The sequence below is a fragment of the Spongiibacter thalassae genome (assembly GCF_012272835.1).
Classification (GTDB): domain Bacteria; phylum Pseudomonadota; class Gammaproteobacteria; order Pseudomonadales; family Spongiibacteraceae; genus Spongiibacter; species Spongiibacter thalassae.
In genome coordinates, this window is sequence record NZ_JAAWWK010000004.1 from 410,442 (window position 1) to 435,537 (window position 25,096).

The 25,096-nt window shown below is 56.7% G+C and carries 26 protein-coding genes; 11 read left to right on the forward strand and 15 right to left on the reverse strand.

Translation table 11 applies throughout. The annotated features are described in order from the left end of the window. Nucleotides 1-4 precede the first annotated feature (4 nt). The gene (yihA, locus tag HCU74_RS13135; protein WP_168450868.1) at nt 5-664 is read right to left on the reverse strand and encodes a ribosome biogenesis GTP-binding protein YihA/YsxC; all 660 of its coding nucleotides are present in this window, start codon (nt 662-664) and stop codon (nt 5-7) included. Nucleotides 665-826: 162 nt separating this feature from the next. Between yihA and HCU74_RS13140 the strand changes: the two genes are divergently transcribed. The 3 genes from HCU74_RS13140 (at nt 827) to HCU74_RS13150 (ending at nt 2,681) form a co-directional block, all read left to right on the forward strand. Then, a complete protein-coding gene (locus HCU74_RS13140; protein WP_168450869.1) occupies nt 827-1,126 on the forward strand; it encodes a c-type cytochrome in 300 nt (99 codons plus the stop codon). A gap of 55 nt (nt 1,127-1,181) precedes the next feature. Further along, nucleotides 1,182-1,808 carry a c-type cytochrome gene (locus HCU74_RS13145; RefSeq protein WP_168450870.1) on the forward strand — a complete coding sequence of 209 codons (627 nt, stop codon included), beginning with the start codon at nt 1,182-1,184 and terminating at the stop codon, nt 1,806-1,808. 171 nt (nt 1,809-1,979) lie between these two features. Beyond that, the gene (locus HCU74_RS13150) at nt 1,980-2,681 is read left to right on the forward strand and encodes a thiol:disulfide interchange protein DsbA/DsbL (protein ID WP_168450871.1); all 702 of its coding nucleotides are present in this window, start codon (nt 1,980-1,982) and stop codon (nt 2,679-2,681) included. A gap of 131 nt (nt 2,682-2,812) precedes the next feature. Here HCU74_RS13150 and HCU74_RS13155 read toward each other — a convergent pair whose 3' ends face one another. The 7 genes from HCU74_RS13155 to HCU74_RS13185 form a co-directional block, all read right to left on the reverse strand. Beyond that, a complete protein-coding gene (locus HCU74_RS13155; RefSeq protein ID WP_168450872.1) occupies nt 2,813-3,925 on the reverse strand; it encodes an alpha-L-glutamate ligase-like protein in 1,113 nt (370 codons plus the stop codon). 1 nt (nt 3,926) lies between these two features. Then, the gene (locus HCU74_RS13160; protein ID WP_168450873.1) at nt 3,927-5,462 is read right to left on the reverse strand and encodes an inactive transglutaminase family protein; all 1,536 of its coding nucleotides are present in this window, start codon (nt 5,460-5,462) and stop codon (nt 3,927-3,929) included. Next, nucleotides 5,459-6,055 carry a putative ATP-dependent zinc protease gene (locus tag HCU74_RS13165; protein ID WP_168450874.1) on the reverse strand — a complete coding sequence of 199 codons (597 nt, stop codon included), beginning with the start codon at nt 6,053-6,055 and terminating at the stop codon, nt 5,459-5,461. Before HCU74_RS13165 ends, HCU74_RS13160 begins: the two co-directional genes overlap by 4 nt. Nucleotides 6,056-6,179: 124 nt before the next feature. Beyond that, nucleotides 6,180-7,550 carry a deoxyribodipyrimidine photo-lyase gene (gene phrB / locus HCU74_RS13170; protein ID WP_168450875.1) on the reverse strand — a complete coding sequence of 457 codons (1,371 nt, stop codon included), beginning with the start codon at nt 7,548-7,550 and terminating at the stop codon, nt 6,180-6,182. Continuing rightward, nucleotides 7,547-8,500 carry a YbgA family protein gene (locus HCU74_RS13175; protein ID WP_168450876.1) on the reverse strand — a complete coding sequence of 318 codons (954 nt, stop codon included), beginning with the start codon at nt 8,498-8,500 and terminating at the stop codon, nt 7,547-7,549. Before HCU74_RS13175 ends, phrB begins: the two co-directional genes overlap by 4 nt. A 150-nt stretch (nt 8,501-8,650) precedes the next feature. After that, the gene (locus HCU74_RS13180; RefSeq protein ID WP_168450877.1) at nt 8,651-9,016 is read right to left on the reverse strand and encodes a c-type cytochrome; all 366 of its coding nucleotides are present in this window, start codon (nt 9,014-9,016) and stop codon (nt 8,651-8,653) included. Continuing rightward, nucleotides 9,003-9,527, reverse strand: a complete 525-nt coding sequence (locus HCU74_RS13185; RefSeq protein WP_168450878.1) for a MarR family winged helix-turn-helix transcriptional regulator — start codon at nt 9,525-9,527, stop codon at nt 9,003-9,005. The genes HCU74_RS13180 and HCU74_RS13185 overlap by 14 nt, the downstream gene beginning before the upstream one ends. Before the next feature lie 231 nt (nt 9,528-9,758). On the opposite strand from HCU74_RS13185, the gene ectA reads away from it, so the two are divergent. From ectA to HCU74_RS13215, 6 genes are all read left to right on the forward strand, one after another. Beyond that, nucleotides 9,759-10,295 (forward strand): diaminobutyrate acetyltransferase, encoded by a 537-nt coding sequence (gene ectA, locus HCU74_RS13190; RefSeq protein ID WP_168450879.1) that lies wholly within the window; start codon nt 9,759-9,761, stop codon nt 10,293-10,295. 44 nt (nt 10,296-10,339) lie between these two features. Beyond that, nucleotides 10,340-11,614, forward strand: coding sequence for a diaminobutyrate--2-oxoglutarate transaminase (gene ectB / locus HCU74_RS13195; RefSeq protein WP_168450880.1), 1,275 nt, complete (start codon nt 10,340-10,342; stop codon nt 11,612-11,614). Nucleotides 11,615-11,734: 120 nt separating this feature from the next. After that, nucleotides 11,735-12,118, forward strand: a complete 384-nt coding sequence (locus tag HCU74_RS13200; RefSeq protein ID WP_168450881.1) for an ectoine synthase — start codon at nt 11,735-11,737, stop codon at nt 12,116-12,118. 55 nt (nt 12,119-12,173) lie between these two features. Continuing rightward, nucleotides 12,174-13,613, forward strand: coding sequence for an aspartate kinase (locus tag HCU74_RS13205; protein WP_168450882.1), 1,440 nt, complete (start codon nt 12,174-12,176; stop codon nt 13,611-13,613). Beyond that, nucleotides 13,601-14,500 carry a TPR end-of-group domain-containing protein gene (locus HCU74_RS13210; RefSeq protein ID WP_168450883.1) on the forward strand — a complete coding sequence of 300 codons (900 nt, stop codon included), beginning with the start codon at nt 13,601-13,603 and terminating at the stop codon, nt 14,498-14,500. Before HCU74_RS13205 ends, HCU74_RS13210 begins: the two co-directional genes overlap by 13 nt. A 36-nt stretch (nt 14,501-14,536) precedes the next feature. After that, nucleotides 14,537-15,961: a sodium/proline symporter gene (locus HCU74_RS13215; RefSeq protein WP_168450884.1), complete on the forward strand. Its 1,425-nt coding sequence runs from the start codon at nt 14,537-14,539 to the stop codon at nt 15,959-15,961. Between the two features lie 246 nt (nt 15,962-16,207). Here HCU74_RS13215 and HCU74_RS13220 read toward each other — a convergent pair whose 3' ends face one another. Continuing rightward, nucleotides 16,208-16,981: a sulfite exporter TauE/SafE family protein gene (locus HCU74_RS13220; protein WP_168450885.1), complete on the reverse strand. Its 774-nt coding sequence runs from the start codon at nt 16,979-16,981 to the stop codon at nt 16,208-16,210. Nucleotides 16,982-17,168: 187 nt separating this feature from the next. Here HCU74_RS13220 and HCU74_RS13225 point away from each other — a divergent pair, with 187 nt between their 5' ends. Next, nucleotides 17,169-17,420, forward strand: coding sequence for a DUF2164 domain-containing protein (locus tag HCU74_RS13225; protein WP_168450886.1), 252 nt, complete (start codon nt 17,169-17,171; stop codon nt 17,418-17,420). Here HCU74_RS13225 and HCU74_RS13230 read toward each other — a convergent pair. Then, a complete protein-coding gene (locus HCU74_RS13230) occupies nt 17,417-19,252 on the reverse strand; it encodes a putative bifunctional diguanylate cyclase/phosphodiesterase (RefSeq protein WP_168450887.1) in 1,836 nt (611 codons plus the stop codon). The two genes, HCU74_RS13225 and HCU74_RS13230, sit on opposite strands and share 4 nt — an antisense overlap. A gap of 247 nt (nt 19,253-19,499) precedes the next feature. On the opposite strand from HCU74_RS13230, the gene HCU74_RS13235 reads away from it, so the two are divergent. After that, entirely contained in the window at nt 19,500-20,165 is a 666-nt protein-coding gene (locus HCU74_RS13235) for a nitroreductase (RefSeq protein ID WP_168450888.1), read from the forward strand. 56 nt (nt 20,166-20,221) lie between these two features. Here HCU74_RS13235 and HCU74_RS13240 read toward each other — a convergent pair whose 3' ends face one another. The 5 genes from HCU74_RS13240 to HCU74_RS13260 all read right to left on the reverse strand — a co-directional run bounded on the left by HCU74_RS13240 (nt 20,222) and on the right by HCU74_RS13260 (nt 24,974). Continuing rightward, a complete protein-coding gene (locus tag HCU74_RS13240) occupies nt 20,222-20,623 on the reverse strand; it encodes a DUF805 domain-containing protein (RefSeq protein ID WP_168450889.1) in 402 nt (133 codons plus the stop codon). 325 nt (nt 20,624-20,948) lie between these two features. Further along, entirely contained in the window at nt 20,949-22,838 is a 1,890-nt protein-coding gene (gene parE / locus HCU74_RS13245; RefSeq protein WP_168450890.1) for a DNA topoisomerase IV subunit B, read from the reverse strand. Between the two features lie 130 nt (nt 22,839-22,968). Further along, entirely contained in the window at nt 22,969-23,556 is a 588-nt protein-coding gene (locus HCU74_RS13250; protein WP_168450891.1) for a YqiA/YcfP family alpha/beta fold hydrolase, read from the reverse strand. Next, complete coding sequence (locus HCU74_RS13255) at nt 23,553-24,356, reverse strand: metallophosphoesterase (RefSeq protein ID WP_168450892.1); 804 nt, start codon at nt 24,354-24,356, stop codon at nt 23,553-23,555. The genes HCU74_RS13250 and HCU74_RS13255 overlap by 4 nt, the downstream gene beginning before the upstream one ends. Before the next feature lie 159 nt (nt 24,357-24,515). Continuing rightward, nucleotides 24,516-24,974 (reverse strand): DUF1249 domain-containing protein, encoded by a 459-nt coding sequence (locus tag HCU74_RS13260; RefSeq protein ID WP_345889691.1) that lies wholly within the window; start codon nt 24,972-24,974, stop codon nt 24,516-24,518. Nucleotides 24,975-25,096: the final 122 nt, after the last annotated feature.

Genomic DNA, 25,096 nt, shown 5'->3' on the forward strand with positions numbered 1-25,096 from the left:
GGCGCTAGACCTCGGGGTCGATGTCGGCGTCCAGTTCCTCGTCCTCAAAGCGGGTGGTAAGCCAGATATCCAGCTGCTCGCGCAGCTCGTCGAGACCGTCTCCCCGGGGGGCCGAAAACAGCTGGGCAGAGACCAGACCGCCGTAGGGTTGCAGGGCTTTGCGCACTTGCAACAAGGCGGCCTGTGCCGGGCCGCGCTTCAGCTTGTCGGTTTTGGTGAGCAATATTCTCACCGGCATCCCTGCGGCGTGGGCCCAGGTGAGCATGGTGGTATCGAATTCGGTGAGGGGGTGGCGAATATCCATCAGCAAGACCAGCCCGCGCAGGGATTGACGGTGTTGCAGGTAGTACTCGAGGTTGCGCTCCCACTCCTGTTTGACCTTGATGGGTACTTTGGCAAAGCCATAGCCGGGCAGATCGACGATGCGCATGGCATCGGCGGCATCAACGGAAAAAAAGTTGATCAGCTGGGTCCGTCCCGGTGTTTTACTGGTCTTGGCCATTTTACCGTTTTCCGTCAACCGGTTTATGGCACTGGATTTGCCTGCATTTGAGCGACCGGCAAAGGCCACCTCTGCGCCGCTGTCCTTCGGGCATTGGGCAAGAGTGGGTGCGCTTTTCATGTACTGAGCGCGACGATAGTTAACAGAATGACTGACAGACATGTGAAATCCGGGGAAAAACACCAAAAGCAGGGGCGAGTCCCGGGCCAAAAAATGGCCCCGACTCGGGCTTGTTGTGTATAATGCCGCAGTTTTTGCGGGGGGTCATTACTTAAACCGAATGCACCGCAATATTCAGGCGCAGCTCGGAAGAGAGGGTAAATCATGAAAAAGTACTTATTCGCCGTACTTCTGGCTGTCGGTAGCCTCGTTGCCAATGCCGCAGAAATGTCCGTGGCCGACCGCTACAAGAAAAGCTGCTACGCCTGTCATGGCTTTGGTGCCAACGGTGCCCCCAAGACCGGATCAGCCGAAGATTGGGCGCCGCGACTGGAAAAGGGAATGGACACGCTGGTCAAGCACGCCGCCGAAGGTTTTGGCACCATGCCGCCAAAGGGGCTGTGTTTTGATTGCAGTAATGAGGACTTCAAGGCCCTGATCGAATTTATGGCCGAAGCCAAGTAAGGTTTCGCCACGTTTTAATTATTACAGTTTCTGTCTTTACATAGAGTAAGTGATTATGAAAAAACCACTGCTAGTTTTCATGGCAACACTGCTGCTCAGCGGCACGGCAATGGCGCTGGAGGGTAATGCCTCTGCCGGTAAATCGAAGTCTGCGGCCTGTGCGGCTTGCCACGGCAAGGATGGCAACAGCCCCGCTCCGAGCTTCCCCAAACTGGCGGGCCAGGGTGAGCGCTACCTGATCAAACAGATCCAGGACATCAAATCCGGTGCACGTCCGGTGCCGATGATGGCTGGCCAGACCGATAATCTGTCTGACCAGGATATTGCCGATATTGCCGCCTACTACGCGAGCAAAAAATCCACCACGGGTCAGGCTGATCCCGCACTGGTCAAAAAAGGTGAGGCAATCTATCGTGGCGGTATCGCCGACCGCGCTATCCCCGCCTGCTCTGCTTGCCATTCACCTACCGGTGCCGGAATGGCCGCCGCTGGCTTCCCGAGGCTTGCTGGCCAGTATGCCGAGTACACCGCGGCTCAGCTGAAGGCCTTCCGTGCCGCGAAGGACGGTCGCGATGGTCGTGCCAACGACGGCGAAGCCATGGTGATGCGTAGCATCGCCTTCAAGATGAGTGACTCGGAAATCGAGGCGGTTTCCAGCTTTATTCAAGGCCTGCACGAATAAGTCGTGGCAGCTTGGTAAAAAGGCGGCGTTAGCCGCCTTTTTTATGGGCGCGACTTTGGTATGGTAGGCGGCGGAGTTCAGTTTGCGGAACCCGACCTAATCGCCTGGGTCAGAACTCTTCCGATAACACATCAGTTGTGCTTGTAACGATAAATCCTTTTGGGGGAAACAATGATTAAAAGATACCTTTCACTGCTGATATTCAGCGTCTTGGCCATGACCATGTCCGCGTGTAGCGATGGCGCCGAGCCCACGGCGGCGAAAACTGCTCCCGCCAAGACCCAAAGCGCGGTTAAGACCGAGCGTGTTGAGCAGCGTGAAGGCGAGGGTTTTGTCCGTATCGCCCAGCCGGTACGCACCTCAGACCCCGATAAAATCGAAGTGACCGAGGTCTTCTGGTACGGCTGTAGCCACTGCTTTGATTTTGAGCCGATGATGCACGCCTGGGAAAAGCAGCTGCCCGACGACGTCGTGTTGGTGCGCTCTCCGGCGATGTGGAACGAGCTGATGGTATTGCATGCCAAGGCCTTCTATACCGCGAAGACTCTGGGTGTGCTGGACAAGGTACACCAGCCCCTGTTCGACGAAATCAACCTGAACAAAAATCCCCTGCGGGATCGAAACGCGCTGGAAAAGCTCTTTTTGGCGCACACCGACCTGGACGCAGAAACCTTCCGCAAGACCTTTGACTCTTTTGGCGTCAACAGCCAGGTGAAGCAGGCTGACGCCCGTGCGCGTAGCTATGGCATTGCCGGCACCCCCGAGCTGATCGTCAATGGCAAATACCGGGTGACCGGTCGCGCTGCGGGTAGCAAGGCGAATATGCTTAAGGTGGCGGAAGAGTTGATTGAGAAAGAGCGCGCGGCCAAGTAACTTCCTTATTGCTTTGCCTCTGCTTGCATCGTTGCGGTAAGTATTGGTTTCACCCTGCCGGACGAAACCAATACTCTCCAGAAGGAAAAACGGAAGGGCTGGATCAGGTTTCTTGGCCAGACCTGCTACTGTCAGCCCTTACCATCAGGTGGTGTCTTCACCTGAACTTTTACCCCCGCATCAACAATCGGCATTTCCGCCTCCCGCTGCTTTCTTTCCTGCTCTTCTAGCAGACGGGCTTCCTCGGCTCGCTGTGCCGCCAGTGCGGCGCACTCGGGATTGGCGAACCGGGTCTGACAGAATTTCTGTCGTTTACTTGCCGCGGCACGCTTTATGCCTTTTTGCTCGAGGCGTTCGATCTCCGCTTCTACCTGACGGCATCTCGCCGCCAGACCGGTGTCGTTGGCGATCTGGATATTCAGCCCCGGGCGCGCATTGAGTTCCAGCATCAGCGGCCCCAGATCCTTGTCGAGCACCATGTCTACGCCGATATAACCCAGCCCGGTGAGCTCGTAGCAACGGGTGGCCAGAGACATAAAGCCTTCCCAATAGGGCAGCTGCACGCCGCGCACCGGGTTGGTGGTGTCGGGGTGGGTCTGTATCTTTTTGTTCAGCCAGGTGCCGTCAAGGGTGATGCCGGTGGCGAGATCGACACCGACACCAATAGCACCCTGATGCAGGTTCGCCTTTCCGCCGGACTGGCGGGTGGGCAGGCGCAACATGGCCAGCACCGGATAGCCCTTGAGCACGATAATGCGAATGTCGGGAACACCCTCAAAGCTGATGGCGCTGAAGATGGGGTCGGGGATAACCCGGTACTCAATCAATGCCCGGTCGCGGTGGCCGCCCAGAGAATAGATGCCCGAGAGAACGCCTGACAGGTGAAACTCGATATCCTCGGCGCTGATAAGACGGCCGCCGGTGGTGCGGTAATAGCCCTCGAACTGGTCGGCGATCACCATAATGCCATCGCCCCCGGCCCCCTGGGCGGGTTTGATCACAAAGTCGCGATGATCCTGAATGAGCTGCCGAAAGTTGCCGATCTGTTTTTCCGAGTCAACAATGCCATACATCGGTGGCACGTGAATGCCGTTGTCGATGGCTTTCTTCTTGGTCAGTATCTTGTCGTCTACCAGGGGGTAGAGATGACGCTGGTTGTAGCGCAACACGAAATCGGCGTTGCGCTCGTTGATACCCATGATGCCTTTCTGGCGAAGTTCCCGCCAGGTGCTGAACAGTGACATATCAGTTACCGTCCTTAATCAGTGCCTTGAACCGCAGTAACTCACTGAAGCGATAGCCGCGGTAGTGCCCCAGGGCCAGCATAAAGGCCATAAACACCAGCAAAATTCCGGGGAAGGTGAACACGAAATAAATCCACGGCGAATAGCTCATCATCAGATGAGACAGGGTTGCCGCAACCAGTGTGCCAAAGCCTACTTTCATGCTGTGCAGGCCGCCCCGCTCTTCCCAGACGATGGACAGGCGCTCTATGGACATGGTCAGAATAACCATCGGGAACAGGGCGATAGACAAGCCTCGGTCGAGGCCGAGCTGATGCCCCAGTACGCTGATCAGCGCCATTACGATTACCACGAAGGTCAGCACGACTGACAGTCGCGACAGCAATTGCAGGTGCAGGTGTTCAAGATAGCTGCGTAGACCGAGGCCCAGCGCCGAAATACTGGAGAACATAATAATGCCCCACAGCACCTGGGTTTCCCGAAAGGCCAGACCGATCAGTACAGGGGTAAAGGTGCCCAGGGTTTCGATCCCGATGATATTGCGCAGCACCAGAATCAGCATGACGCCGATGGGAATCATCAGGATGATTTCAAAGGTCTGCTGGGATTGCAGAGGCAGGCTGTACATCGACAGCGCCCAGCTGTTGCCGTCGCGGGCCTCCTGAATACTTTGTGCCAGAGTGATGGAGTTTACCGTCTGTTGGGTAGAATTGATTTCCACCTTCAGGTGATGGCCGCCATCTACCTTGACCATTGGCTCGCTGCCGGTCCACCACACAATGCGGTCCTTGGGCATGCCAAAGGAGCCGGTCTCGGGGTTGAAGTACAGCCAGCGTTGGCCGTTATAGCTGCGCATCCACAATTCGGGCGACTGACTCACGCCGCTGGCCAGTCTTACCGTGTGTACCTGTTCGACTGGTATATGGGCCGAGGACAACAGCAGCTCCAGCACTCGGGATTTGTTGATCTGCGAGTAGTCGTTGCGCAGTAGCAGCCGCGCATTGTCGTTGTCGGTATTGTTGATGAGCTTGATCGCTTCGCGAATAAAGGTCTCGATATCGGCGGAGTGCTCGCGAATAGGTTTCAACAAAGCCTCGACGGCGACTTTTTCCACCCCTTGAAGGTCAGGGCTTTCGCGGAACTGGGGGCCTGGCTCCTCATTGGTAAAGCGGGTATTGCTGCGCTGGGTCAGCATCAGGCGGTAGAACAGCTGCTGCTGGCCGTCGGCGCGGCGGGCAGACCACACCGCGGTGCGGTTGTGTTCCAGGTCGTCGATGTTGACCCCGTAATTGCGGGCGACAAAGCTCTCGTCAAGGGTAATGAACTTGCTCCAGCTCGGCGGCAGGTACATTTGCACCTTGATCGGGTTTTTGGGGCGGGCGGTAAAACTGATGCGGGTGTCAATCACCCACACCGGTTCCTCGGTATCCGCGCTCACCGGAATATTCAGTGCAAAAATCTGCCATGCGGTGCTGGCAGCACCGATCAGCATCAGAACAATCGCCAGCACTCTTACATGCAGCTTTACGCCTTTCATCCGGCGCTCTCCTCGTTATTTGCGACGGTGTCGTCGCTGGTAGTTTCTTCCGCCTTCTCGCAGGCGGTCTTATTTTGCAGGAATGACTGTGACGGATCGACGATGGCATTAAAGGCAATCAGTGGATCCGAGCCGAACAGCATCGGCTTGGAGAACTGACGGCGGTCGGCCAGGTTGACCTCGACTTTTTCCGAGCGGCCGCCCACACACAGGGTCAGCTTCAGCACCGGTCGGCGGTGGTAGTATTTGTCATCTTCGTCCATGTCTCCGGCTCGGCGAATGATGCGGATATGCTTTTCCAGCGGCAGGCTTACCGACTTCAGTTCGCCACTGGGCAGCACCAGATCGAAGTGAACAATATCATCCTCATCGTCGCCCTTCGCCTTCTCGACTTTGGCATTAATGGCGTTTATCGACGCACTTTCGGCTCCGGTATCAATCTTGGCTTTGTACTTGACACCCAGCTCCTCGATATACACATATTCGGTTAGCCCGAAGGTGCGTTGCTGCTCTGCTAGGGCGGCGGGAGCGGCGAGCATCAGCAGAATAAAAGCGGTACTCAGGGCCGATAGATAGGGTGAAAGATGTCTCACGAAACCTCCTGTCGAATACGGCAAATGCTCAATCAGCATAGAACACTTGCGGAAAAATGCGCCAGTAAGCCCACAGCGGGTTGTTGCGCTACCGGCACGATAGATAAAAACGATGTACGGAGGCTTAGTCCTTTAATTTCTCAAAAAGTGCGAGGGTAAAGGCCCTGCTTTCGGCGTGATCGACGATGGGATTCGGGTAATATTTTACATTCGGGGGGAGATGCAGTGCATTGCCCTTATGGTCGCTCAACTCCGGTACATAGCGTTTGATAAAGCGCCCGTCGGCGTCGAAGCGCTTGCTTTGGGTGGTCGGGTTGAAAATGCGGAAATAGGGCACCGCGTCGGTGCCGGTAGATGCCGCCCACTGCCAGCCACCGTTGTTGGACGCAAAATCGGCGTCGATCAGGTGGGCGAGAAAATGCGCCTCGCCCCAGCGCCAGTCAATATGCAGGTGTTTGCACAGAAACGACGCGGTAATCATCCTCAGGCGATTGTGCATCCAGCCGGTGGTGAGGAGCTGGCGCATACCGGCGTCCACGATGGGGTAGCCGGTTTCGCCGCGCTGCCAGGCGGCAAATTCCTCGCGGTTGTTACGCCATTGGAGGTGCTCGGTGTGGGGTTTGAAGGCGCGGCCGCGAACCACCTGCGGAAAGTGATAGCAGACCTGGCGATAGAACTCCCGCCAGAGCAGTTCGTTAAACCAGATGCCAGCTCCGGACTGGGTGTCCCACAGGGCGTCGCCGCATTCCAGTTGCAGGCGCGCCAGGCATTGGCGCGGACTCAGCAGGCCCAGGGCCAGCGCCGCTGACAGGCGCGATGTGCCCTCCTCGGCGGGGAAGTCGCGCTGGCGACCATAGTCCGGGGCGCGTTCCCGACTGAAGGTTTTCAATTGTGCTAAAACATCACGTTCGCTGACCGGCCAGTCGGTGGCGTCTTTTTCTTCACCAAACACCGGTGCGCTGGTGGCTTTTATGGGTGCGGCCTGGGGCTTTGGGCGGGGCAGGCAGCGGGGCCAATATTCCCGAAGCCGGCTGCGGCAGCGGCGGGAAAATGGGGTGAATACCTTGTAGGGCTCGCCGTTGTCCTTGCACACCAGTTTTGGATGGAGCAGGCAGTCGTCCAGTAAGTGCAGGGGAACAGGCAGGGTTTCCGCGCACTGACGATCCCGTTCGATTTCGTCCAGCAGTAATTCCTCGTGGGCGAAAATTTCGCTGATTCGGTGTTGCTGGCAGTAGCGGTTGAGCACCCCGGGAACGTCGCGAAAGTGCCCGGCGTCGATAATGTCGAAGGGGATGCCCAGAGCCGCCAGCTCAGCGGCCAAAGCATCCAGCGCCAGGCGCAGATACTGGCGGCGAATGGGGGCGATAATATGCTCGTCCAGCTGCTGCGGGCAAAGCAGGTACACGGCGCGACAGCTGCCTTGCTCGACCCCGGCACTCAGTGCAGGGTGGTCGAGACAGCGCAGATCGTTGCGAAACCAGACCAGCGCTGTCACAGGCCAATACGCAGCTTCAGATCGCGAGGATAGGGTTCAAAGTAGTACTGGTCGAGCAGGTAGTCGATTCCGTACTTTTGCAGGAACATATTGAGCATTTCCAGCGGCACCAGCAGTGGTAACTCGCCGGCGGCGTAGTCGCTGATGACCTTGCTCAGCTGGGCGCGTTCGGTGCGATCCAGGTGATCCTTGAAAAAGCCCTGAATATGCATCAGCGTATTGCGATGATTGCCGGGTCGAGCGGGGGTTTTCAGTGCCTCCATAAACAGGCTGATGTAGGTATCGGCCGCGGCGTTCAGGTCGCGGCTGCCGTTGGCGACGATTGGGCCGAGTTCGCGGTAGATGCGCTGGTTGTGTGCAAGCAGTAAAAATTTGTGACGGCGGTGAAACTCTTCCAGTCCTGCGGCGGTGATGCCCCTGGTCTGCAGCGCCTGCCAGCGGGCATAGGCGACGACCCGCATAACAAAGTTTTCGCGCAGGTGGACATCGTTGAGTCGGCCATTCTCCTCTACGGGCAGTAGTGGCAGGGTCTCCATCAGTTTTTTGGCATAGATGCCGACACCGATCTTGCCGAGCCCCTGGCCTGCGTCGTTGACCACGGGCACCCGCGCCATGCCACAGCTGGGGGACTTGGCGCAGAGAATGTAGCCGCTAATATGGTTGAGCTGACGGGCGGTATCGCTGGCGAAAACCTGCATTGCCTCGGTCACATCAAGGCTGGGGTCGTTACTCCCCTGCAGCCGTGGATGAATGGGGTCGCCCACCAGGCGTATTGTGGGTCTCGGCACGCCCATACCTATAGCTTGCTCCGGGCAGACCTTGATAAAGCTGAAATGGCGACTGAGTTCGTCGGTGGCGAAGGGAAGGCGTTTATGGCCGCCGTCGTAGCGGACTTCGTCCCCCATAAGACAGGCGCTGATACCAATCTGAATTTGCGCGGGTAAATCCATGTTGCTTTAGCTTCTCCGAGGCTGGGTGAGCGCAGGTGTCGGGGCGTCGATAGCCCGTGGCATAAGCCTGTATACGAGACCTCGGCGTGAATAGATGCGCTGGGGCGGGGGTGTGTCGACAGGCGACCCCTGTTCAGCTTTAGCGTAGTCCTATTTCGAAGCGTTTGGCAAGTTGCCGGGGTGGGCCATGAAGTTAATGAGCGCGCGGAAATCGTCGTCGCTGCAGTTAATGCACATGCCCCGCGGTGGCATCGCGTTGTAGCCATTTCGCGTGTGGTTTAGCAGGGTGTCCATTCCGGTGGCCAGACGCGGTGCCCAGTCCTGTTGGTTGCCGGTGCGTGGCGCGCCATTGACCCCGGTGCCGTGGCAGCTGTAACAGCTTTGAATATAGAGGGACTTCAGCGCTGGTGAATCTGGCATTTGGGTCTTGCTGGAGCTTGCGGGAGCGCTGCTGTCGGGGACGCAGGCTGCGCAGACCAGGGCGACAAGTGCGGCGAACAGGCTATTTTTGGCCATGACTGTATCCAAACTTGGGCAGTTCGCTCTCACTTTGGCGGTCGATCGCGCCCACGTCGAGCAAGGGCGCAGCGTCAATGTGCTGTGCGTCCATCATCATCGCCACTCGCTGCAGCGAGCTGATAATTTGCATCTGCTCCCAATCCTGCAAGTCTCTGAATTGCCTTTTGAAATATTCCTGCAGCGGTGTCGGGGCGTTGCGTATGGTGTCGGCTCCGGCCTCGGTAAGGCAGGCGTAGACCTTGCGCTTGTCGCGGCTGCTGCGCTCGCGGACGATCAGCTCGCGCTTTTCAAGGCGGTCGATAATGCTGGTCACGGTGGCCTGGCTCAGACTGACCTGCTTGGCGATATCAGAAATAATCGCGTCGCCGTTGTCCCGCAGCGTTTGCAGAATAAGAATTTGCGGGGCGGTGAGGCCCGAGGTTTTCATCAGGTGCTTGGAGTGCAGATCGACGGCGCGGGTCACGCGGCGCAGTGCGATCAGCACTTCTTCAATCAGTTTCTCGTTCATAATCGTTCTCGGTTTGAGTGCACAATAATAGTGCCGTTAGGACTAAAATGCACCCAAGTAATACATAGTTCACAAAGTCTTCATTTGAAAAATACCCGTCTACCTGCGTATAATACATCGTGTACTAAGCAATTATTAGGGAGGTTGGGTTCATAAGCTGTCTAAATCAGTGGTTTTCTGTACTGAACCACGGGTTTGTGACATTCAGTTTATAATGAACACAAATGAATTGTGTTGAAATCAAATAAAGCGACTGACTCTGACGCTTTCCAGCTCGTATTTCGTCAACCGACTGCCGAAGACGGGTTTCCCCTCAATCAACTCGTTGCGGCGAGTCCACCCCTGGATCCGAATTCGATTTACTGCAATTTATTGCAGTGCACGCATTTTGCGTCTACATCGGTGGCGGTGGAAGAAGATGGCCGCCTGGTCGGTTTCATCTCTGCGCATATCCCCCCTGAAAAACCGGACACGATTTTTGTCTGGCAGGTTGTGGTCGATAAAAGTCAGCGCGGGCGAGGTCTGGCAAAGAAAATGATGCACGAGATAGTGAAACGTCCGGCCTGCGCCGATGTCCATTATCTTGAATCAACGATTACTCCGGATAACGAGGCGTCCTGGGCTTTGTTCCGCAGCTTTGCGCGGGACGTGGGAGCCGAGTTGAACCACGCTATCTGGTTTGAGAAAGACAAACACTTTAATGGGGTACACGACAGTGAGTCATTGCTGCGTATAGGCCCCTTCCCTCGACCCCCTTTAGATAAATAACGGTCGGTTAAACAGAACAGTAAAGGAAGCTAAGAGGATTTATCATGACTATTTTTGACCAGCTCGAATCAGAAGTTCAATGTTACGCACGTTCATTTCCGGTGACCTTTGACAAGGCCCAGGGCGAGCACCTGTACGGCAAGGACGGCAAAAAGTATCTCGACTTTCTCGCCGGCGCCGGCACGCTGAACTACGGCCACAACCACCCGGTGCTGAAACAGGCACTGGTGGACTACATCATGGCCGACGGCATTACCCATGGCCTGGATATGCACACCAAGGCCAAGGCCGAGTTCCTTGAGACCTTTAACGAATATATTCTCAAGCCCCGCGACCTGGACTACACCTTCCAGTTTACCGGCCCCACAGGCACCAATGCGGTTGAAGCCGCGCTGAAACTGGCGCGTAAGGTGACAGGACGCAACACTATCGTGTCGTTCACCAACGGCTTCCACGGGGTGACCCTGGGTAGCGTCGCGGCCACAGGTAACAGCCACCACCGCGGTGGTGCCGGTGTGGCGCTGGGCGATGTATCGCGCATGCCGTTCTGTGGCTATCACGGTCGCGACATCGACAGCCTGAAAATGATGGATACCCTGCTCAGCGACCCCTCCTCCGGTGTCGATTTGCCGGCGGCAATGATTGTCGAGTGTGTGCAGGGCGAGGGTGGCCTGAACGTCGCTAACGCTGACTGGCTGCGCGGTCTGGAAAAACTGTGTCGCAAACATGACATTCTGCTGATTATTGACGATATTCAGGCGGGTTGTGGCCGTACCGGCACCTTCTTCAGCTTTGAGCCCAGCGGTATCAAGCCCGACATCGTGACCATGTCCAAGTCGCTGAGCGGCTATGGCCTGCCCTTTGCGATCGTCTTGCTGCGCCCTGACCTCGACGTATGGGAGCCGGGCGAGCACAACGGTACATTCCGCGGTAACAACCACGCTTTCGTTACCGCCACAGCGGCGATCCGCGAGTTCTGGAAAGACGAGACCTTTGCCAACAGTGTCATCGAAAAAGCTGCCATTGTGGCCGACCGCTTCAAGAAGATCTCTGATCGCTATGGTGTGACCCGGGTCAAGCCCAAGGGTCGCGGCATGATGCAGGGCATTTCTATGGCCGACGGCGACACCGCCGATGCAGTAGCCAAAGCCTGTTTTGAGCGCGGTCTGGTTATCGAGACCTGTGGTAACCGTGGCCAGATCGTGAAGTGTTTCTGCCCGCTGACCATCGAAAAAGACGAGCTGATTCGCGGCCTGGATATCATGGCTGAAGCCGTCGCCGAAGTGGTTGAGAAAGCTTTCGAGCGCAAGGCTTCCTAAGCAAATACTGTGGCCGAACCTCCCGGGTTTGGCAGGCTAAGCCCGAGTGGGCAAGCCCGAATCGGCAGCCGGTCTGGCTGCCGAGAATTTTTACATACTGAATTTACTGGAATACAAAGCATGATTGTAAGAACACTGGAAGATTGTGAAAACTCGGAACGCAAGGTCAATGGTGGCAATTGGGAAAGCGTAAGAATGTTGTTGAAAGACGACAATATGGGCTTTTCTTTCCACATCACCACCATCTTTGCGGGTACCGAAACCCTTATCCACTACCAGAACCATCTGGAGTCGGTGTATTGCATGGCGGGGAATGGCGAAATCGAAACCCTGGCCGATGGCAAGGTGTATAAAATCGAGCCCGGCACGCTGTATATCCTCGACAAGCACGATAAGCACCTGCTGCGCGGCGGTAGCGAAGACATGAAAATGGCCTGTGTGTTTAATCCCCCGCTGAGCGGCAAGGAAGTTCACGACGAGAATGGTGTTTATCCGATTGATTGATGAGCTGCGCCTAAGCCCTTGGACGCAGTCACTTTAATCAGCTATGGAGAAAAACATGTCACACAGTGTGGAAAAAATCGGCGGCACGTCAATGAGTGATTACGCCGCGGTACGCGACAATATCATTCTGGCCGGCGCCAGCGGCGACGACCTCTACGGCCGTATTTTTGTCGTATCGGCCTACGGCGGTATCACCGATCTGCTGTTGGAAAACAAGCGCAACGGCAATCCGGGGGTGTATGCCCTGTTTGCTGAAGGCGAAGGTGCCGACGCCCTGTGGCGGGATGCGCTGAGCAAGGTCGGCGAGGCCCTGCATCAAATCAACAGTGAGCTCTACGGCGACAGTGATATGTGCGCCGAGGCCAATGCTTTTATTGACGGTCGCTTGAACGAGGCCGAGCGGTGCATGGATAACCTGCACCTGCTGTGCCAGCACGGACACTTTGGTTTGGCCGACCACCTGCTGACCGTGCGTGAAATGCTGGCCAGTATCGGCGAGGTACACAGCGCCTGGAATACCGCCAGACTGCTTAAGCGCGACGGCGTTAACGCCCGTTTCGTTGACCTGTCCGGCTGGCGTATGGAAAGTGCGATTCCACTGGATGCGCATATTGCCCGGGAACTGGACAAGATCGACTTGACCAAGGAAATTCCCATCGTTACTGGCTACGCCTATTGCAGCGAAGGTCTGATGGCGACCTTCGATCGCGGTTACAGCGAGATGACCTTCAGTCGTCTTGCCGTTATCAGCAAGGCTACCGAGGCGATTATCCATAAAGAATACCACCTGAGCAGCGCCGACCCGCGCCTTGTCGGTGCCGACAAGGTCGTGCCCATTGGCCGCACCAACTACGATGTGGCAGACCAGTTGGCCAACCTGGGCATGGAGGCGATTCACCCCCGCGCTGCGAAGGGTTTGCGTCAGGACAATATTCCGCTGCGGGTGAAAAACACCTTCGAGCCCGAGCACAATGGCACGTTGATCGACTGCGACTACCGCAGTGAAAGCCCCTGTGTGGAAATTATCGCTGGTCGCAAGCAGGTCTATGCCCTGGAGGTGTTCGACCAGGATATGGTGGGCTCACTGTGGAAATACGAGCAGCGTATTCTCAACGCCATTGAGCGGTTCAAGGCGACGGTCATCACTAAAGACATCAATGCCAATACCATCACCCACTATCTGGGCACCAGCCTGAAAACGGTGAAGCGTATTGTTAAAGCGGTGAATGAAGAGTTTGAAACCGCTGAAGTGAGCACCCGTAAAGTGGCGATTGTTTCAGCCATCGGCAGCGATATGCAAGTGCCAGGCATGTTGGCCAAAACGGTTTCCGCGCTCGCGGCGTCCGATATCAGTGTGCTGGCCATGCATCAGTCGATGCGTCAGGTCGATATGCAGTTTGTCATCAATGAAGATGACTACGAGGCGGCAGTAGCCAGCCTGCACCGCTGCCTGGTGGAAGTGCACGACCATGGCGACGCTATATGCGCGGCATAGCGGTCGCGTGGATCTGTGCTTTGGCGCTGTGGCCACTGTTGGCAGTGGCCCAGCTCCCCGCCTCTGAGAAGGAGCGCGATCAGGCGATAGACGAACACGTCGAATCGCTGAAAGAGCCCCTCTACTCCCCCTTTATAGAGCGTTATATTCTCGATGAGGTGCGCTCCCTGCGCATCGACATGGAGCGCAAGCACCGGGAGCTTACCCAGGAGGTGGTTGATCGGGAGTTGGGTGCGGCTGACAAGGCCGTGTCCTATGCGACCAATACTGTGACCTACTTCTTCTACCTGATTGCCGGGGTCAGTTCGGCGTTGGTTGTTATCGGTTGGAACTCCCTGCGGGAGATCAAGGAGAAGGTTCACAGCGCCGCCAGTGAGCAGGTGGCGGAACTCGTTATGGAATACGAGAAGCGACTGCGTATTATCGAGAAGCAGTTGAAGCAGGAAACGGCACATATCGAATCCAACCGCGAGGAAATCACTCGCACCCAGGAGATTCATTCGCTGTGGTTACGCGCCAGTCAGGAAACCAATCCCGCCGGTAAAATTGCGATTTACGACCAGATACTGGCTACCCGTCCCAACGATATAGAAGCTATTACCTATAAGGCCGACGCGGCCCTCGACCAGGGCGAACCCCAGTGGGCGGTCAATTTGTGCCGCCACGCCCTGCAATTGGATGACTCCAACGCCCATGCGTTTTACCAGCTGGCCTGCGCCTATGCCTCGATGGACCACCTGGACGAAGGAGCTCGCTACTTCGCCAAAGCTGTGGGTCAATCCGAAATCTACCGGGAAGAGCTGGATCGCGATCCGGCGCTGGCACCGTTGCGGGATCACCCCCTGGTGCACGAGCTGCTGGAATCGGTGCCGATAGGTAAGGCCTGATAACCGGGCGGACACACAATAACAATGGAGTGCTGAATGATAACCGCCTGGAGTTTTATTGCGTTCCTGTCAGTGTTTGTGCTGATCGGGCTGTCGTCACTGTTCAAAAACCAGCATCACAGCCAGGACTACTATCTCGCCAGCAGCAGCGTAAAGCCCTGGTTGGTGGGGCTGTCAGCGGTGGCCACCAATAACAGCGGTTATATGTTTATCGGCGTGATTGGCTACACCTATACGGTGGGTTTGTCGGCGTTCTGGGTGATGTTCGGCTGGATCAGCGGCGACTTTATCGCCTCTCATTTTGTTCATCGCAAACTGCGCAATATGACTGAAAAGCGCGACGAGGTGAGCTACCTCGGGGTGCTTGCCAATTGGGGTGGCAAACCCATGGTGCGCTACCAGCGACTGGCGGCATTGATCTGCCTCACCCTGCTTATGGCCTATGCCGCGGCGCAGTTGTTGGCCGGGAGCAAGGCTCTGCATGTGTTGTTCGACTGGCCGCTGTGGGCGGGTGCAGTGACCGGTGCGATCCTGGTGGCGCTGTATTGCCTGGCCGGCGGAATCCGCGCATCGATCTGGACCGATGCCGCACAGTCCATTGTGATGATTACCGCGATGGGGGTGTTGCTCTGGGTAGCGGTCGATGGCCTCGGTGGTGCATCTGCGACGCTGCAACAGCTCCACGACGTCCCCCGTTTTATGAACTGGTTTCCCGATGATCTCGCCTTTCCCGGCGTTGCCGGCGCCCTGCTCTTTGCTCTCGGTTGGCTGTTTGCCGGTATGTCGGTGGTGGGGCAGCCCCATGTGATGGTGCGGTTTATGACGCTCTCCGATGGCGGCGATATGAATCGAGCGCGCACCTGGTACTACCTATGGTTTACCGCGTTTTATCTTATGGCCACGGCGGTGGGTCTACTGTCGCGGCTGTATATTCCGGAAGCCGGTAGCTTTGACGCCGAATTGGCGTTGCCGACCATGGCCCAACAGCTACTGCCACCGGTATTGGTAGGCCTCGTACTGGCCGGGATCTTTGCGGCAACCCTGTCCACGGCGGACTCGTTGATTCTGAGCTCCTCCGCAGCGTTTACCCACGACCTGTTGCCCCACAACATTGAAAAACCTCTGCTTATTAAAGCCTCGACGCTGGTTGTTACCCTGCTGTCATTGGCCTGGGCCCTGTTCAGCGCCCAGAGTGTGTTCGCCATGGTAGTTATGGCCTGGTCGGGATTAGCCAGTGCCTTTGTGCCCATGCTACTGGTGCTGATTTTTGGCGGGCGGCCCTCTCAGACAACCGCCATTGCAATGAGCTGTGCGGGAATACTGACTGCCCTGTTGTGGCGGTACTTCGACCTGCACAATATGGTCTATGAAGGGCTGCCGGGTATTGTTGTCGGGGTACTGGTTTATCTTGTGGCGAATAGTGTGAGTGGTAAGCGGCAGAGCAAGGCTGGAGTAGCCTAAGGCAGGTTTCTGCCGCGTAAATCTCCACCCCCTATAGCAGGGTCGGTGGCTCGCTGGGCGATTTTCGCGGGCGGGGCCCGCTCCCACAAATGCCGTCGCTACTCCTACAGTTGATCCACCCCTCTGCAAGCGCGGGCCCTGCCCGCGAATAGCGCTGGAATATCAGTTCACTGCCGGCGCCTGGGGATCATACGACTAGCTCTGCTCCTGTGGGAGCGGGCCTTGCCCGCGAATAGCACTGAAATATCAGCTAATCGCCCCAATCAGTCCAATCACACTTATCACCAGTAACACCGAGCCCATTACTCGAAAGAACACCGGGGTTTCCGCCTTCAGCATATGCTCGTGTACCCGCAAGCCAATGACATGTCCGACAGCGGCACAGGGTAGCAACCACAGATGGTGCTCCAGTTGGAGATCGACACCAACCCAGATAAAGGCGGCCATTTTGATAGTGACCAGAATAAACCACAGGGCAAACAGGGTGTCGCGCAGCTGTTCCCGAGCCACATGCTGGGCGACCACGGCAATAATCAAGGGCGCACCGATCAACGAGGTGCCGCTGATATACCCGCCCAGCATCAGGAACAGGGTATCTACCAGGCGGCTGTTGCTGCGAAAGGGGCGGTTGAAGATATAGGTCAGGGCGTAAACCGATACGATGGTGAAAATAATCCCGCTGAGCACCCCGCTGGGCAGGGTAATAAGCCCAAATACGCCCAGTAGCTTGGGCACGATCATTATCCCCAGTATCCGCCACAGATAGGGCCAGTCGACGGTGCCCTGGCCGCTTTCACCATTGCGCAATTGTTCGCGGTTGTTCATTGCGATGGTCAGTGAAGAGAAAAACAGCAAATGAACGGAGATCAGTGGCAGAAATACCAGCGGTTCATTGTGGATCAGCAGCAGAAAGGGAAGCGACAGCACCGAGCCGCCAAAACCGAGTCCGGAGCGTACAAACCCGCTCCATACAAAGCACAGGCCGATCAGAATATATTGGTACAGATGCAGGTCAGTCATGGGGCCGAAGGGGTCGCGACAAAGGCCGCATTCTACGCGGGCACTTGGCGGAATAACAGTTGATGGGCCAATGAAAGGCGCTGCGCCTGCGGTCATTTACTGCTAGGCTGGAAGGGTCTGCCGATCAGGTTCTTGAGAACCCATCTATATGTCGATAGGGGTGAAGCTCACCCAAAGGAGAGATCCCATGACTGTTATGCAATTTTCCCGGCAAGAACGCGACACCATGGCGGCGACACTCCAGCGCTATTTCTCAGAAGAACTCGATCAGGATCTCGGGCAATTCGAGGCTGAATTTTTACTGGATTTTATTTCGACAGAAATTGGCGCTTATTTTTACAATCGCGGCCTCTACGATGCCCAGGCCATTCTCCAGCGCCGCCTCGATGAACTCGGTGACGCAATTCTCGAACTGGAGCAGTCACCGGGAGCCGGTTAGCGTGCTGCCCCGGCGGTTTTAGGGTAGCCGGAATACTGGCAGTAAAAAGCCATGGCGGGTATGGGTTTCGCAATGTAGTAGCCCTGGGCGCTATCGCAGTGCCAGCCGTTCAGCTTATCCAGTTGATTAACCGTCTCAATGCCTTCGGCTACCACTGTAAGCCCCATCCCCTGAGCCATGTCTATCATGGTTTTAACCAGTCTTGCGGCCTTCTCGTCGCTCAAAATATTGTTGATAAAACTGCGGTCGATTTTCAGAGTGTCGATATCAAGCTCGGCGAGATAGCTGAGCGAGGAGTAGCCGGTGCCGAAATCGTCAAGGGCGATTTGGATACCCATCTCCGAGAGCTCTGCGAGCTTCTTGCGTACTACTGTAGTGTCGAGCATCACCACGCTTTCGGTGATTTCCAGCTCAAGGTGGCGCCCCGGCGGCAGTGTTGGCATTCGCTTGCGGAATTCATCGACGAAATTTTCCTCTGCAAACTGCACCACCGACACATTGATCGCCAGCGAAAAATAGTCGGAGCCGGGCAAATGCATCAGGAAATCGGCGGCCTGTTCGATGACCCAGTTACCAATTTCAATAATCAAGCCGGTTTTTTCCGCAAGGGGAATGAATTCAACCGGGCTGACCTCTCCAAAAACAGGGCTATGCCAGCGCAACAAGCCTTCGGCGCCGTTCACCTTGCCGGTCTTTATATCGACCTTGGCCTGGAGGTGGAGGGCCAGCTCGCCGTTTTGCCGGGCCTGGGCCAGGCCCGCGCGCAGGCGAATTTCCCGCTCGGCCTGCTGCATTAATACCGGGTGGTAGCTCACCAGGCTGCCGTGGGCATCGCTGCTGGCGGCCGCCAATTGGGCGCGGCGCACTGTGGCCTTGCCGTCGCTGTATTTGCCGTCATCGCTCGCGGTGCCAAGGCTTATGTCGAGGAGAATATCGTGGCCGTTCCATTGCAGGTTGCGGCTGCTATGGCTGAGCAGCCGGGAGGCGATGCGCTCCGGAGCAAACCGCGCCAACATGCCAAACTCAGCATCGGACAGCCTGCCGATAATGGCATTACCAGGCAGGGCGTCCTGCAGAAGTTCGCTCAGGTGTTTGAGCACGGCGTCGCCGGCGGAGTCGCCGAGGGTATTGCAGATAGCGGTGTAATTTCTGACTTGGCAGACCAACACGCTGTCGCCGGGTACCAGAGAGCGCTGTAGCTCGCGAAAAAATGTGCGACGCGTCATCAATGAAGTCACAGGGTCGCGATTTAGCTGGGCAAGAAAGTCCTCGGCGTCGCGTTTGGCCAGATAGAGAATATACAGCGCGCCCGAGCCCAGAATAACGCCGCTCACCAGAGACTGCCATTCAATGTGCTCAGTGTAGAGCAGGCCGATAAGAGATGGCAGAGCAAGGGCTACGACATTTGCGCTGAACAGTGAATATATACGACTGAGCAAATGCCGTGAGCCCAGAATAACGACAAACAGCAGTTGTTGTATGAAAAGCTGCTGCCACACCCCCAGATAATCCTCGAACATCAGCGTGAGCGAGCCCCACGTCAGGTGGGTGCTGATACTCAACACGCTGTAAATTCGTAACCAGAAGCGCAGGTGGGCGATTTTACCGTAGCGAATATAAAGGCGTGCGCAGAGGGTGAGCAGGCACTGAAACAAGGTCATCGTGGCTAGCCAGCTTAGCAGCCATTGGCCGGGCACCTCGCCCCAAAGTAGCAGTGTGAGCACTGCAGCACCCAGGCAACTGAAGAGGTGGATATTACGGGCATCACTAAACAGGCGAACGCCCGCCTCGGTAGAATGATACTCCTTAATAAAGGCTCGCAATGACGCCATTACATTGTGTTCCTTTCGCGGTGCTGGCTGAAGCGACCGGGTTTGTTGGGATGACGGTTCACGGCCCTGCCAATGGGCGGTTTCCTTGCACCTGGAAATTCGACAGATCAGCCGCCAATGGTATGTTATCTTGCTTAATCCCGAGCGATGTTAATATACGCAATTATACGCCGGGGAGCATATGTGTACCTGAGGTGCGAAGTTGGTGCACATTGCCATCTATTTACTACTGTTCAAGGTTTTACTTATGCACGTTACCCAAGCGATCAAAAATCGTCGCTCGATTCGGGGCTTCAAGCCCGATGCGATACCGGAAGCCACCCTGCGGGAAATTCTCGACACGGCCCGGCATGCTCCCTCCAACTGCAACACTCAGCCATGGCACTTTACTGTGGTGTCGGGTGAGGCCCGCGCTCGTTTGCAGGAAGCGATTATGGCCGAAATACTCTCCGGCAAGGCGCCGTCGCCGGCATTTCCCCCCGGTGATGTGGGACTTACCGGTGTCTACAAAGAGCGTCAGTACGACTGCGCCATGACCTATTATGGCACCATGGGTATCGAGCGCCATGAAAAGGACAAGCGTCAGGCGCTGATGCTGAAAAACTGGGAGTTTTTCGGTGCCCCCCACGTGGGCTTTCTGTCGATGCCGGTGAGCATGGGGCCGGTAAATGGGGTGGATATCGGTATCTATCTGCAGACCTTGATGCTGCTATTGGTTGAGCACGGCATGGCGAGCATTCCCCAGGGAGCGCTGGCGTTCTATCCGGACGAAGTGTTGAAAATCGCCAACCTCCCTGAGGGTCACGGCATTATTTGCGGCCTGTCCTTTGGCTATGAGCAGGAAGGTGAGCAAATTAATAAAGTGGTTATGGACCGCGCGCCACTGGAAGATACCGTCACGCTGATTTCCTGAGGCTCGATCTCCCGATAGTTGCTTGCCGGTCACGTGATCCGCTGACAAGCCAGCTACTATCCGGCGCTGGTGTCAGCCCCTTTGGGGTTGGCACCATAGGCATTCTCGCCGGGCTGGCTGTCAAACAGCGTCATGACCAGCAGTATGAATGGCCCGATAGGGGCAATCACTAACAGCAATAACCACCAGGGCGAACGCCCGGTATCCTGCAATCGCCGCGCAGCCATGACCAGCGCCGGTAGCAGGCTGGCAACAAAATACATGCTGCCCAACAAGCCTATTCCCCGTTGAAAATTCATTGTGCCGAACACTGTGTCAATCAGGTTGGCGGCCATGCTGACAAGTATATGAAACAGAATGAAGTACCAGTATTCCCGGCGTGGTGCGCGGCCGCAGAAATTGCCGTAGCGCTGCCAGGCAGCGAGGTAGTAGTTGAGGGGATGTTCGTCTGTTGCCATCACTTTTCCTATGCAGTTTTCGGCTAATTCTGGTCCATTAATTATGATTACGGAAGGCTTCGCGTGCAGGGCACGCTCCCACAGGGGGGTGGTTCAGGCCTGAAGGAGGGAGACCACTTCGCGAAATGCTGCATGGTGGGAAAGATGCGGAGGGCTCCGCGTGCGGGGCACACTCCCACAGGGGGGTGGTTCAGGCCTGCAGGAGCGAGGCCACTTCGCGAAATGCTGCATGGTGGGAAAGATGCGGAGGGCTCCGCGTGCGGGGCACACTCCCACAGGAGGTGGTGCGGATCTGTGGGAGCGAGGCTACCTCGCGAACAGAGGGTTACATCAATACGTCGGCTTCATCACCATTGCGCTCCAGCCATTCCTTGCGGTCGGCGGCGCGTTTTTTTCCGAGCAGCATATCCATCAGTTCGTCGGTGTTGTCCTGATCTTCAATGCTCAGGCGCACTAATCGACGGGTGTCGGGGTCCATAACGGTTTCACGCAGTTGCAGGGGGTTCATTTCACCGAGGCCCTTGAAGCGGGTCACGGACACTTTACCCTTGATTTTCTCGGCTTCAATGCGGTCGATAATGCCCTGCTTCTCGCCGTTGTCGAGGGCGTAGTACACCTCTTTTCCGATATCGATACGATACAGCGGCGGCATGGCGATAAATACGTGGCCCTGCTCGACCATTGCGCGGAAGTGGCGCAAAAACAGCGCGCACAGCAAGGTGGCGATATGGGCACCGTCGGAGTCGGCGTCGGCGAGGATGCATATCTTGCCGTAGCGCAGCCCGCTCAGGTCGCTGGAGTCGGGGTCGACCCCAAGGGCAACGGAGATGTCGTGGACCTCCTGGGAGCCGAGGATTTGCTGTGAGTCCACCTCCCAGGTATTCAGGATTTTCCCCCGTAGCGGCAGAATGGCCTGAAACTGGCGGTCCCGTGCCTGTTTGGCTGAGCCGCCCGCCGAGTCGCCCTCTACCAGAAACAGCTCTGAGCGCTCGCTTTCAACTCCGGAGCAGTCTGCCAGTTTGCCAGGCAGTGCCGGGCCGGCGCTGACTTTCTTGCGCACCACCTTTTTGGCCTTGCGCAATCGGCTCTGGGCGTTGTTGATACACAGCTCAGCGAGCTTCTCGGCTTCTTCGGTGTGCTGGTTCAGCCACAGGCTGAAGGCGTCCTTGGCGACGCCGGAGACAAACACCGAGGCTTCCCGCGAACTGAGCCGTTCCTTGGTTTGGCCGGAAAACTGGGGGTCGGCGAGTTTCGACGACAACACGTAGCTGCACTTGTCCCAGATGTCGTCGGGGGTGAGCTTTACGCCGCGGGGAATCAGGTTGCGAAATTCGCAAAATTCACGCATGGCGTCGAGCAGGCCGCTGCGCAGCCCGTTGACGTGGGTGCCGCCCTGGGCGGTAGGAATCAGGTTGACGTAGGATTCGGTAATCAGCTCGCCGCCCTCGGGCAGCCATTGCACAGCCCAATCCACGCCTTCATTATTGCCGGAAAAGTGGCCGATAAAGGGCTGCGGAGGCAGGGTTTCGTAGTCGCGGGTATTGCTGGACAGGTAGTCTGACAGACCGTCTTCGTAATACCACTCCTCACTTTCTTCGCCGGTTTCGTCGAGAAAGATGACCTTGAGCCCGGGACACAGTACGGCCTTGGCGCGCAGCACGTGCTTGAGGCGCCGCACCGAGAAGCGGGGGCTGTCGAAGTATTTGGCGTCGGGCCAGAAGCGCAGGTGGGTGCCGGTATTGCGCTTGCCGCAGGTGTCGATCACTTCCAGATCAGATGCCTTGTCACCGTTGGCAAAGCGCATTTGATGCACTTGGCCGTCGCGCTTGATGGTGACCTCAAGCAGGGTGGACAGAGCGTTGACGACCGATACCCCGACCCCGTGCAGACCGCCGGAAAACTGGTAGTTGTCGTTGGAGAATTTACCCCCGGCGTGCAGGGTCGAAAGGATCACCTCGACCCCGGGCAGGCCCATTTCCGGGTGAATATCCACCGGCATGCCGCGGCCGTTGTCCGCGCAGCTCAGTGAGTTGTCGTTGTGCAGGGTGACGGTGATTTCGCTGGCGTGCCCTGCCAGTGCTTCGTCAACACTGTTGTCGATAATTTCCTGGGCGAGATGGTTAGGCCGAGTGGTGTCGGTGTACATGCCGGGGCGTTTGCGCACCGGCTCCAGGCCCGTGAGAACTTCAATAGACTGTGAGGTGTAGTTAGACATGCTTTCCCATTTTTGTTGACTGGCCCTTGTCGGCACGCGCTCAGGCGAATCGTATTGTTGGCCGATGCGGGGTGCGACTATGGAGAGGGCGGGCTACCCGCGCCATCCTAGTTGAATTCAGGCCGTATTGTTAACTGTTCAGGCGCAGAAATGCCACTACTTCGGGCAGATGTCGCTCGAATCCCTGAAAACTGTGGTCGCCGCCAGGCTCACAGAGAATCCTGCACTCCCGGTAATAATCCATGGCGTGGCGATAGTCGAGGGTCTCGTCGCCCTCCTGCACCATTACCCAGTAGCGCGAGGGGGTAATGGTCTCGGGGTGTAAGTCGCGCAGACAGTCGAGGTCATCGGGGGTGACGGTAAAGTCTACTCCGGTATAGGGGTTGCGATGTTCGCCGACGAAGGCATCGCCAAAGGTGTGGGGGCGAACCGCGGGATTGATCAATACCGCGGGAAGGTTGTAGCGCTCGCCGAAAACGGTGCAAAAAAACCCTCCCAGGGAGCTGCCAATAAGGGCGAGCTGGTTGTCTTTTTTGTTCAGCTCGGCACTGATGATTTCGTCGAGGCGCTGGTGGGCGGCCGCGGGGGTGTTGGGCATATCCGGTATCAGTACATTCAGCCCGGGTAGGTGGCGCTCAGCGTAGAGTCTGGTTTGTTGCGCTTTGTGTGATGCAGGAGATGAAAGGAAGCCATGAATATAAATTAGCGTGTTGCTCATTCGTAACCGTCTGCTGTTCTGTCGATGGTGAATCTCACGCCGCTTACCCGCTCTACGCCGGTATCTACCCGACCGTCGGCAAATAGGGTGAACCAGCGGTACCCGGGGTTCAGCTCGTCTACGGCGAAGGAATTACTGTTTGGTGCGAATTGAATGCAGGTCGATGGGCTGGTCAGCAAGCGATGGGAGCGATGCCGGGTGTCTGACTGCTGGTGGACATGGCCGGAAACGATGGCGGCGATGTTGTCGCGGCTATCGATAATGTCGAACAGCTCATCAGCATTGTCGATGCGTTGCTCGTCCAGCCAGTCTGATCCCAAGGCGCGTAAATGATGGTGAACGAAAATCAGGCTGGGATTGTCGTCGGGTAAGTCGCGAACCAGTTGCAGCTGTGAGGGGGCCAGATGTCCGCCGACTTGTTCCGGCACCGCAGAGTTGAGAAATACCAGCTGCCAGGGATCCAGCTCCAGGGTGCTGCACAGCAGCTCCGGGGCCGCGACTTGCTGCATCACGCCCAGATCGTCATGGTTGCCGGGCAGCCACACAAGGCGATCGGCGAGTGCATTGAGCTTGGGCAGCAGACGCTGGTAGGCGGATTTGGCGGCGTTGCCCGACAGGTCGCCCGATGCGACAAGGACATCGATATGGGGGTGATTGTCGCGAATTAATTTAAGTACTTCGTCGAGGCTGTGATCGGTGTCCATGCCCAGCAGGCAATCGCCAAGACTTGTACCCAGGTGGCAGTCACTGATCTGTACCACGCAGAGTTCCGATGGGGCCGCAGCCCTTGCAGTAGTCACAAAGTATCTCGTGGGTTCCTTGAAAATGCGTTGCTACCCTGGGTAGGAAAACCAGCGAGCCTCCTACATCGTTACCTGATTATAGTCAGCATGACACGGATGCGTGGGAGGGGGGTATAGGTCCGGGACTGGTTAGTGTGATGGACTTCAAATTCCCCGTTAATCATTGCTCTGCTGGCTAACAAGTTCTGTTAGAGAGTGTGCACTAATTTCACCGCAACGCAAACACTGGCTGAGCCACTCGCCGAGAAAGCGGTTCAGCTGGGCTTTTTCATCCTGCTGAAACATGGCGTCGTTGGGGTAGGTGTAGCGCGGGCGAATGGGTCTTACGCCCTGGGACTCGACCACTTCGGCCAGCTCGGCGTCGTGATACATGCGCACCTGCAGACGGGTTTCCATCCAGCCCTGCGTCCTGGCGTGGTTAAGGCTCAGGTCGATCATCGTGGTGTACGGCGCGCGCTCCATAATATGCAGTTGCAGCGTCTCGGTGCCAACGCCAATGGACAGACTGCTGCCTTCGGCCAACTCGTCGGGTATCAGTTTGCTCAGGCGCAGGTAATTCATCTCGCAGTCGGCGAGAAGCGTGCTGAGATCGACTTTATAGGCGGTATCTTTCACATTGCTCCCACTTGTAATACGGCTCAGGGCGAGCGGCTTCATAATCCATACAATTAGTTAATAATCATTTTCAATAAGGGTGAGTCTGATAAACTGCGATGCTCACGCAGCCCACCGTTTCC

Coding starts and splice junctions, on each gene's coding strand:
- HCU74_RS13150 (WP_168450871.1), top strand. CDS start 1,980: ATGATTAAAAGATACCTTTCACTGCTGATATTCAGCGTCTTGGCCATG.
- parE (WP_168450890.1), bottom strand. CDS start 22,838: ATGTCTAACTACACCTCACAGTCTATTGAAGTTCTCACGGGCCTGGAG.
- HCU74_RS13240 (WP_168450889.1), bottom strand. CDS start 20,623: ATGGCAACAGACGAACATCCCCTCAACTACTACCTCGCTGCCTGGCAG.
- HCU74_RS13185 (WP_168450878.1), bottom strand. CDS start 9,527: ATGAACGAGAAACTGATTGAAGAAGTGCTGATCGCACTGCGCCGCGTG.
- HCU74_RS13205 (WP_168450882.1), top strand. CDS start 12,174: ATGTCACACAGTGTGGAAAAAATCGGCGGCACGTCAATGAGTGATTAC.
- HCU74_RS13225 (WP_168450886.1), top strand. CDS start 17,169: ATGACTGTTATGCAATTTTCCCGGCAAGAACGCGACACCATGGCGGCG.
- HCU74_RS13140 (WP_168450869.1), top strand. CDS start 827: ATGAAAAAGTACTTATTCGCCGTACTTCTGGCTGTCGGTAGCCTCGTT.
- HCU74_RS13175 (WP_168450876.1), bottom strand. CDS start 8,500: ATGGATTTACCCGCGCAAATTCAGATTGGTATCAGCGCCTGTCTTATG.
- HCU74_RS13145 (WP_168450870.1), top strand. CDS start 1,182: ATGAAAAAACCACTGCTAGTTTTCATGGCAACACTGCTGCTCAGCGGC.
- HCU74_RS13250 (WP_168450891.1), bottom strand. CDS start 23,556: ATGAGCAACACGCTAATTTATATTCATGGCTTCCTTTCATCTCCTGCA.
- HCU74_RS13210 (WP_168450883.1), top strand. CDS start 13,601: ATGCGCGGCATAGCGGTCGCGTGGATCTGTGCTTTGGCGCTGTGGCCA.
- yihA (WP_168450868.1), bottom strand. CDS start 664: ATGTCTGTCAGTCATTCTGTTAACTATCGTCGCGCTCAGTACATGAAA.
- HCU74_RS13160 (WP_168450873.1), bottom strand. CDS start 5,462: ATGAAAGGCGTAAAGCTGCATGTAAGAGTGCTGGCGATTGTTCTGATG.
- HCU74_RS13200 (WP_168450881.1), top strand. CDS start 11,735: ATGATTGTAAGAACACTGGAAGATTGTGAAAACTCGGAACGCAAGGTC.
- HCU74_RS13235 (WP_168450888.1), top strand. CDS start 19,500: ATGCACGTTACCCAAGCGATCAAAAATCGTCGCTCGATTCGGGGCTTC.
- HCU74_RS13220 (WP_168450885.1), bottom strand. CDS start 16,981: ATGACTGACCTGCATCTGTACCAATATATTCTGATCGGCCTGTGCTTT.
- HCU74_RS13230 (WP_168450887.1), bottom strand. CDS start 19,252: ATGGCGTCATTGCGAGCCTTTATTAAGGAGTATCATTCTACCGAGGCG.
- HCU74_RS13215 (WP_168450884.1), top strand. CDS start 14,537: ATGATAACCGCCTGGAGTTTTATTGCGTTCCTGTCAGTGTTTGTGCTG.
- ectB (WP_168450880.1), top strand. CDS start 10,340: ATGACTATTTTTGACCAGCTCGAATCAGAAGTTCAATGTTACGCACGT.
- HCU74_RS13180 (WP_168450877.1), bottom strand. CDS start 9,016: ATGGCCAAAAATAGCCTGTTCGCCGCACTTGTCGCCCTGGTCTGCGCA.
- HCU74_RS13155 (WP_168450872.1), bottom strand. CDS start 3,925: ATGTCACTGTTCAGCACCTGGCGGGAACTTCGCCAGAAAGGCATCATG.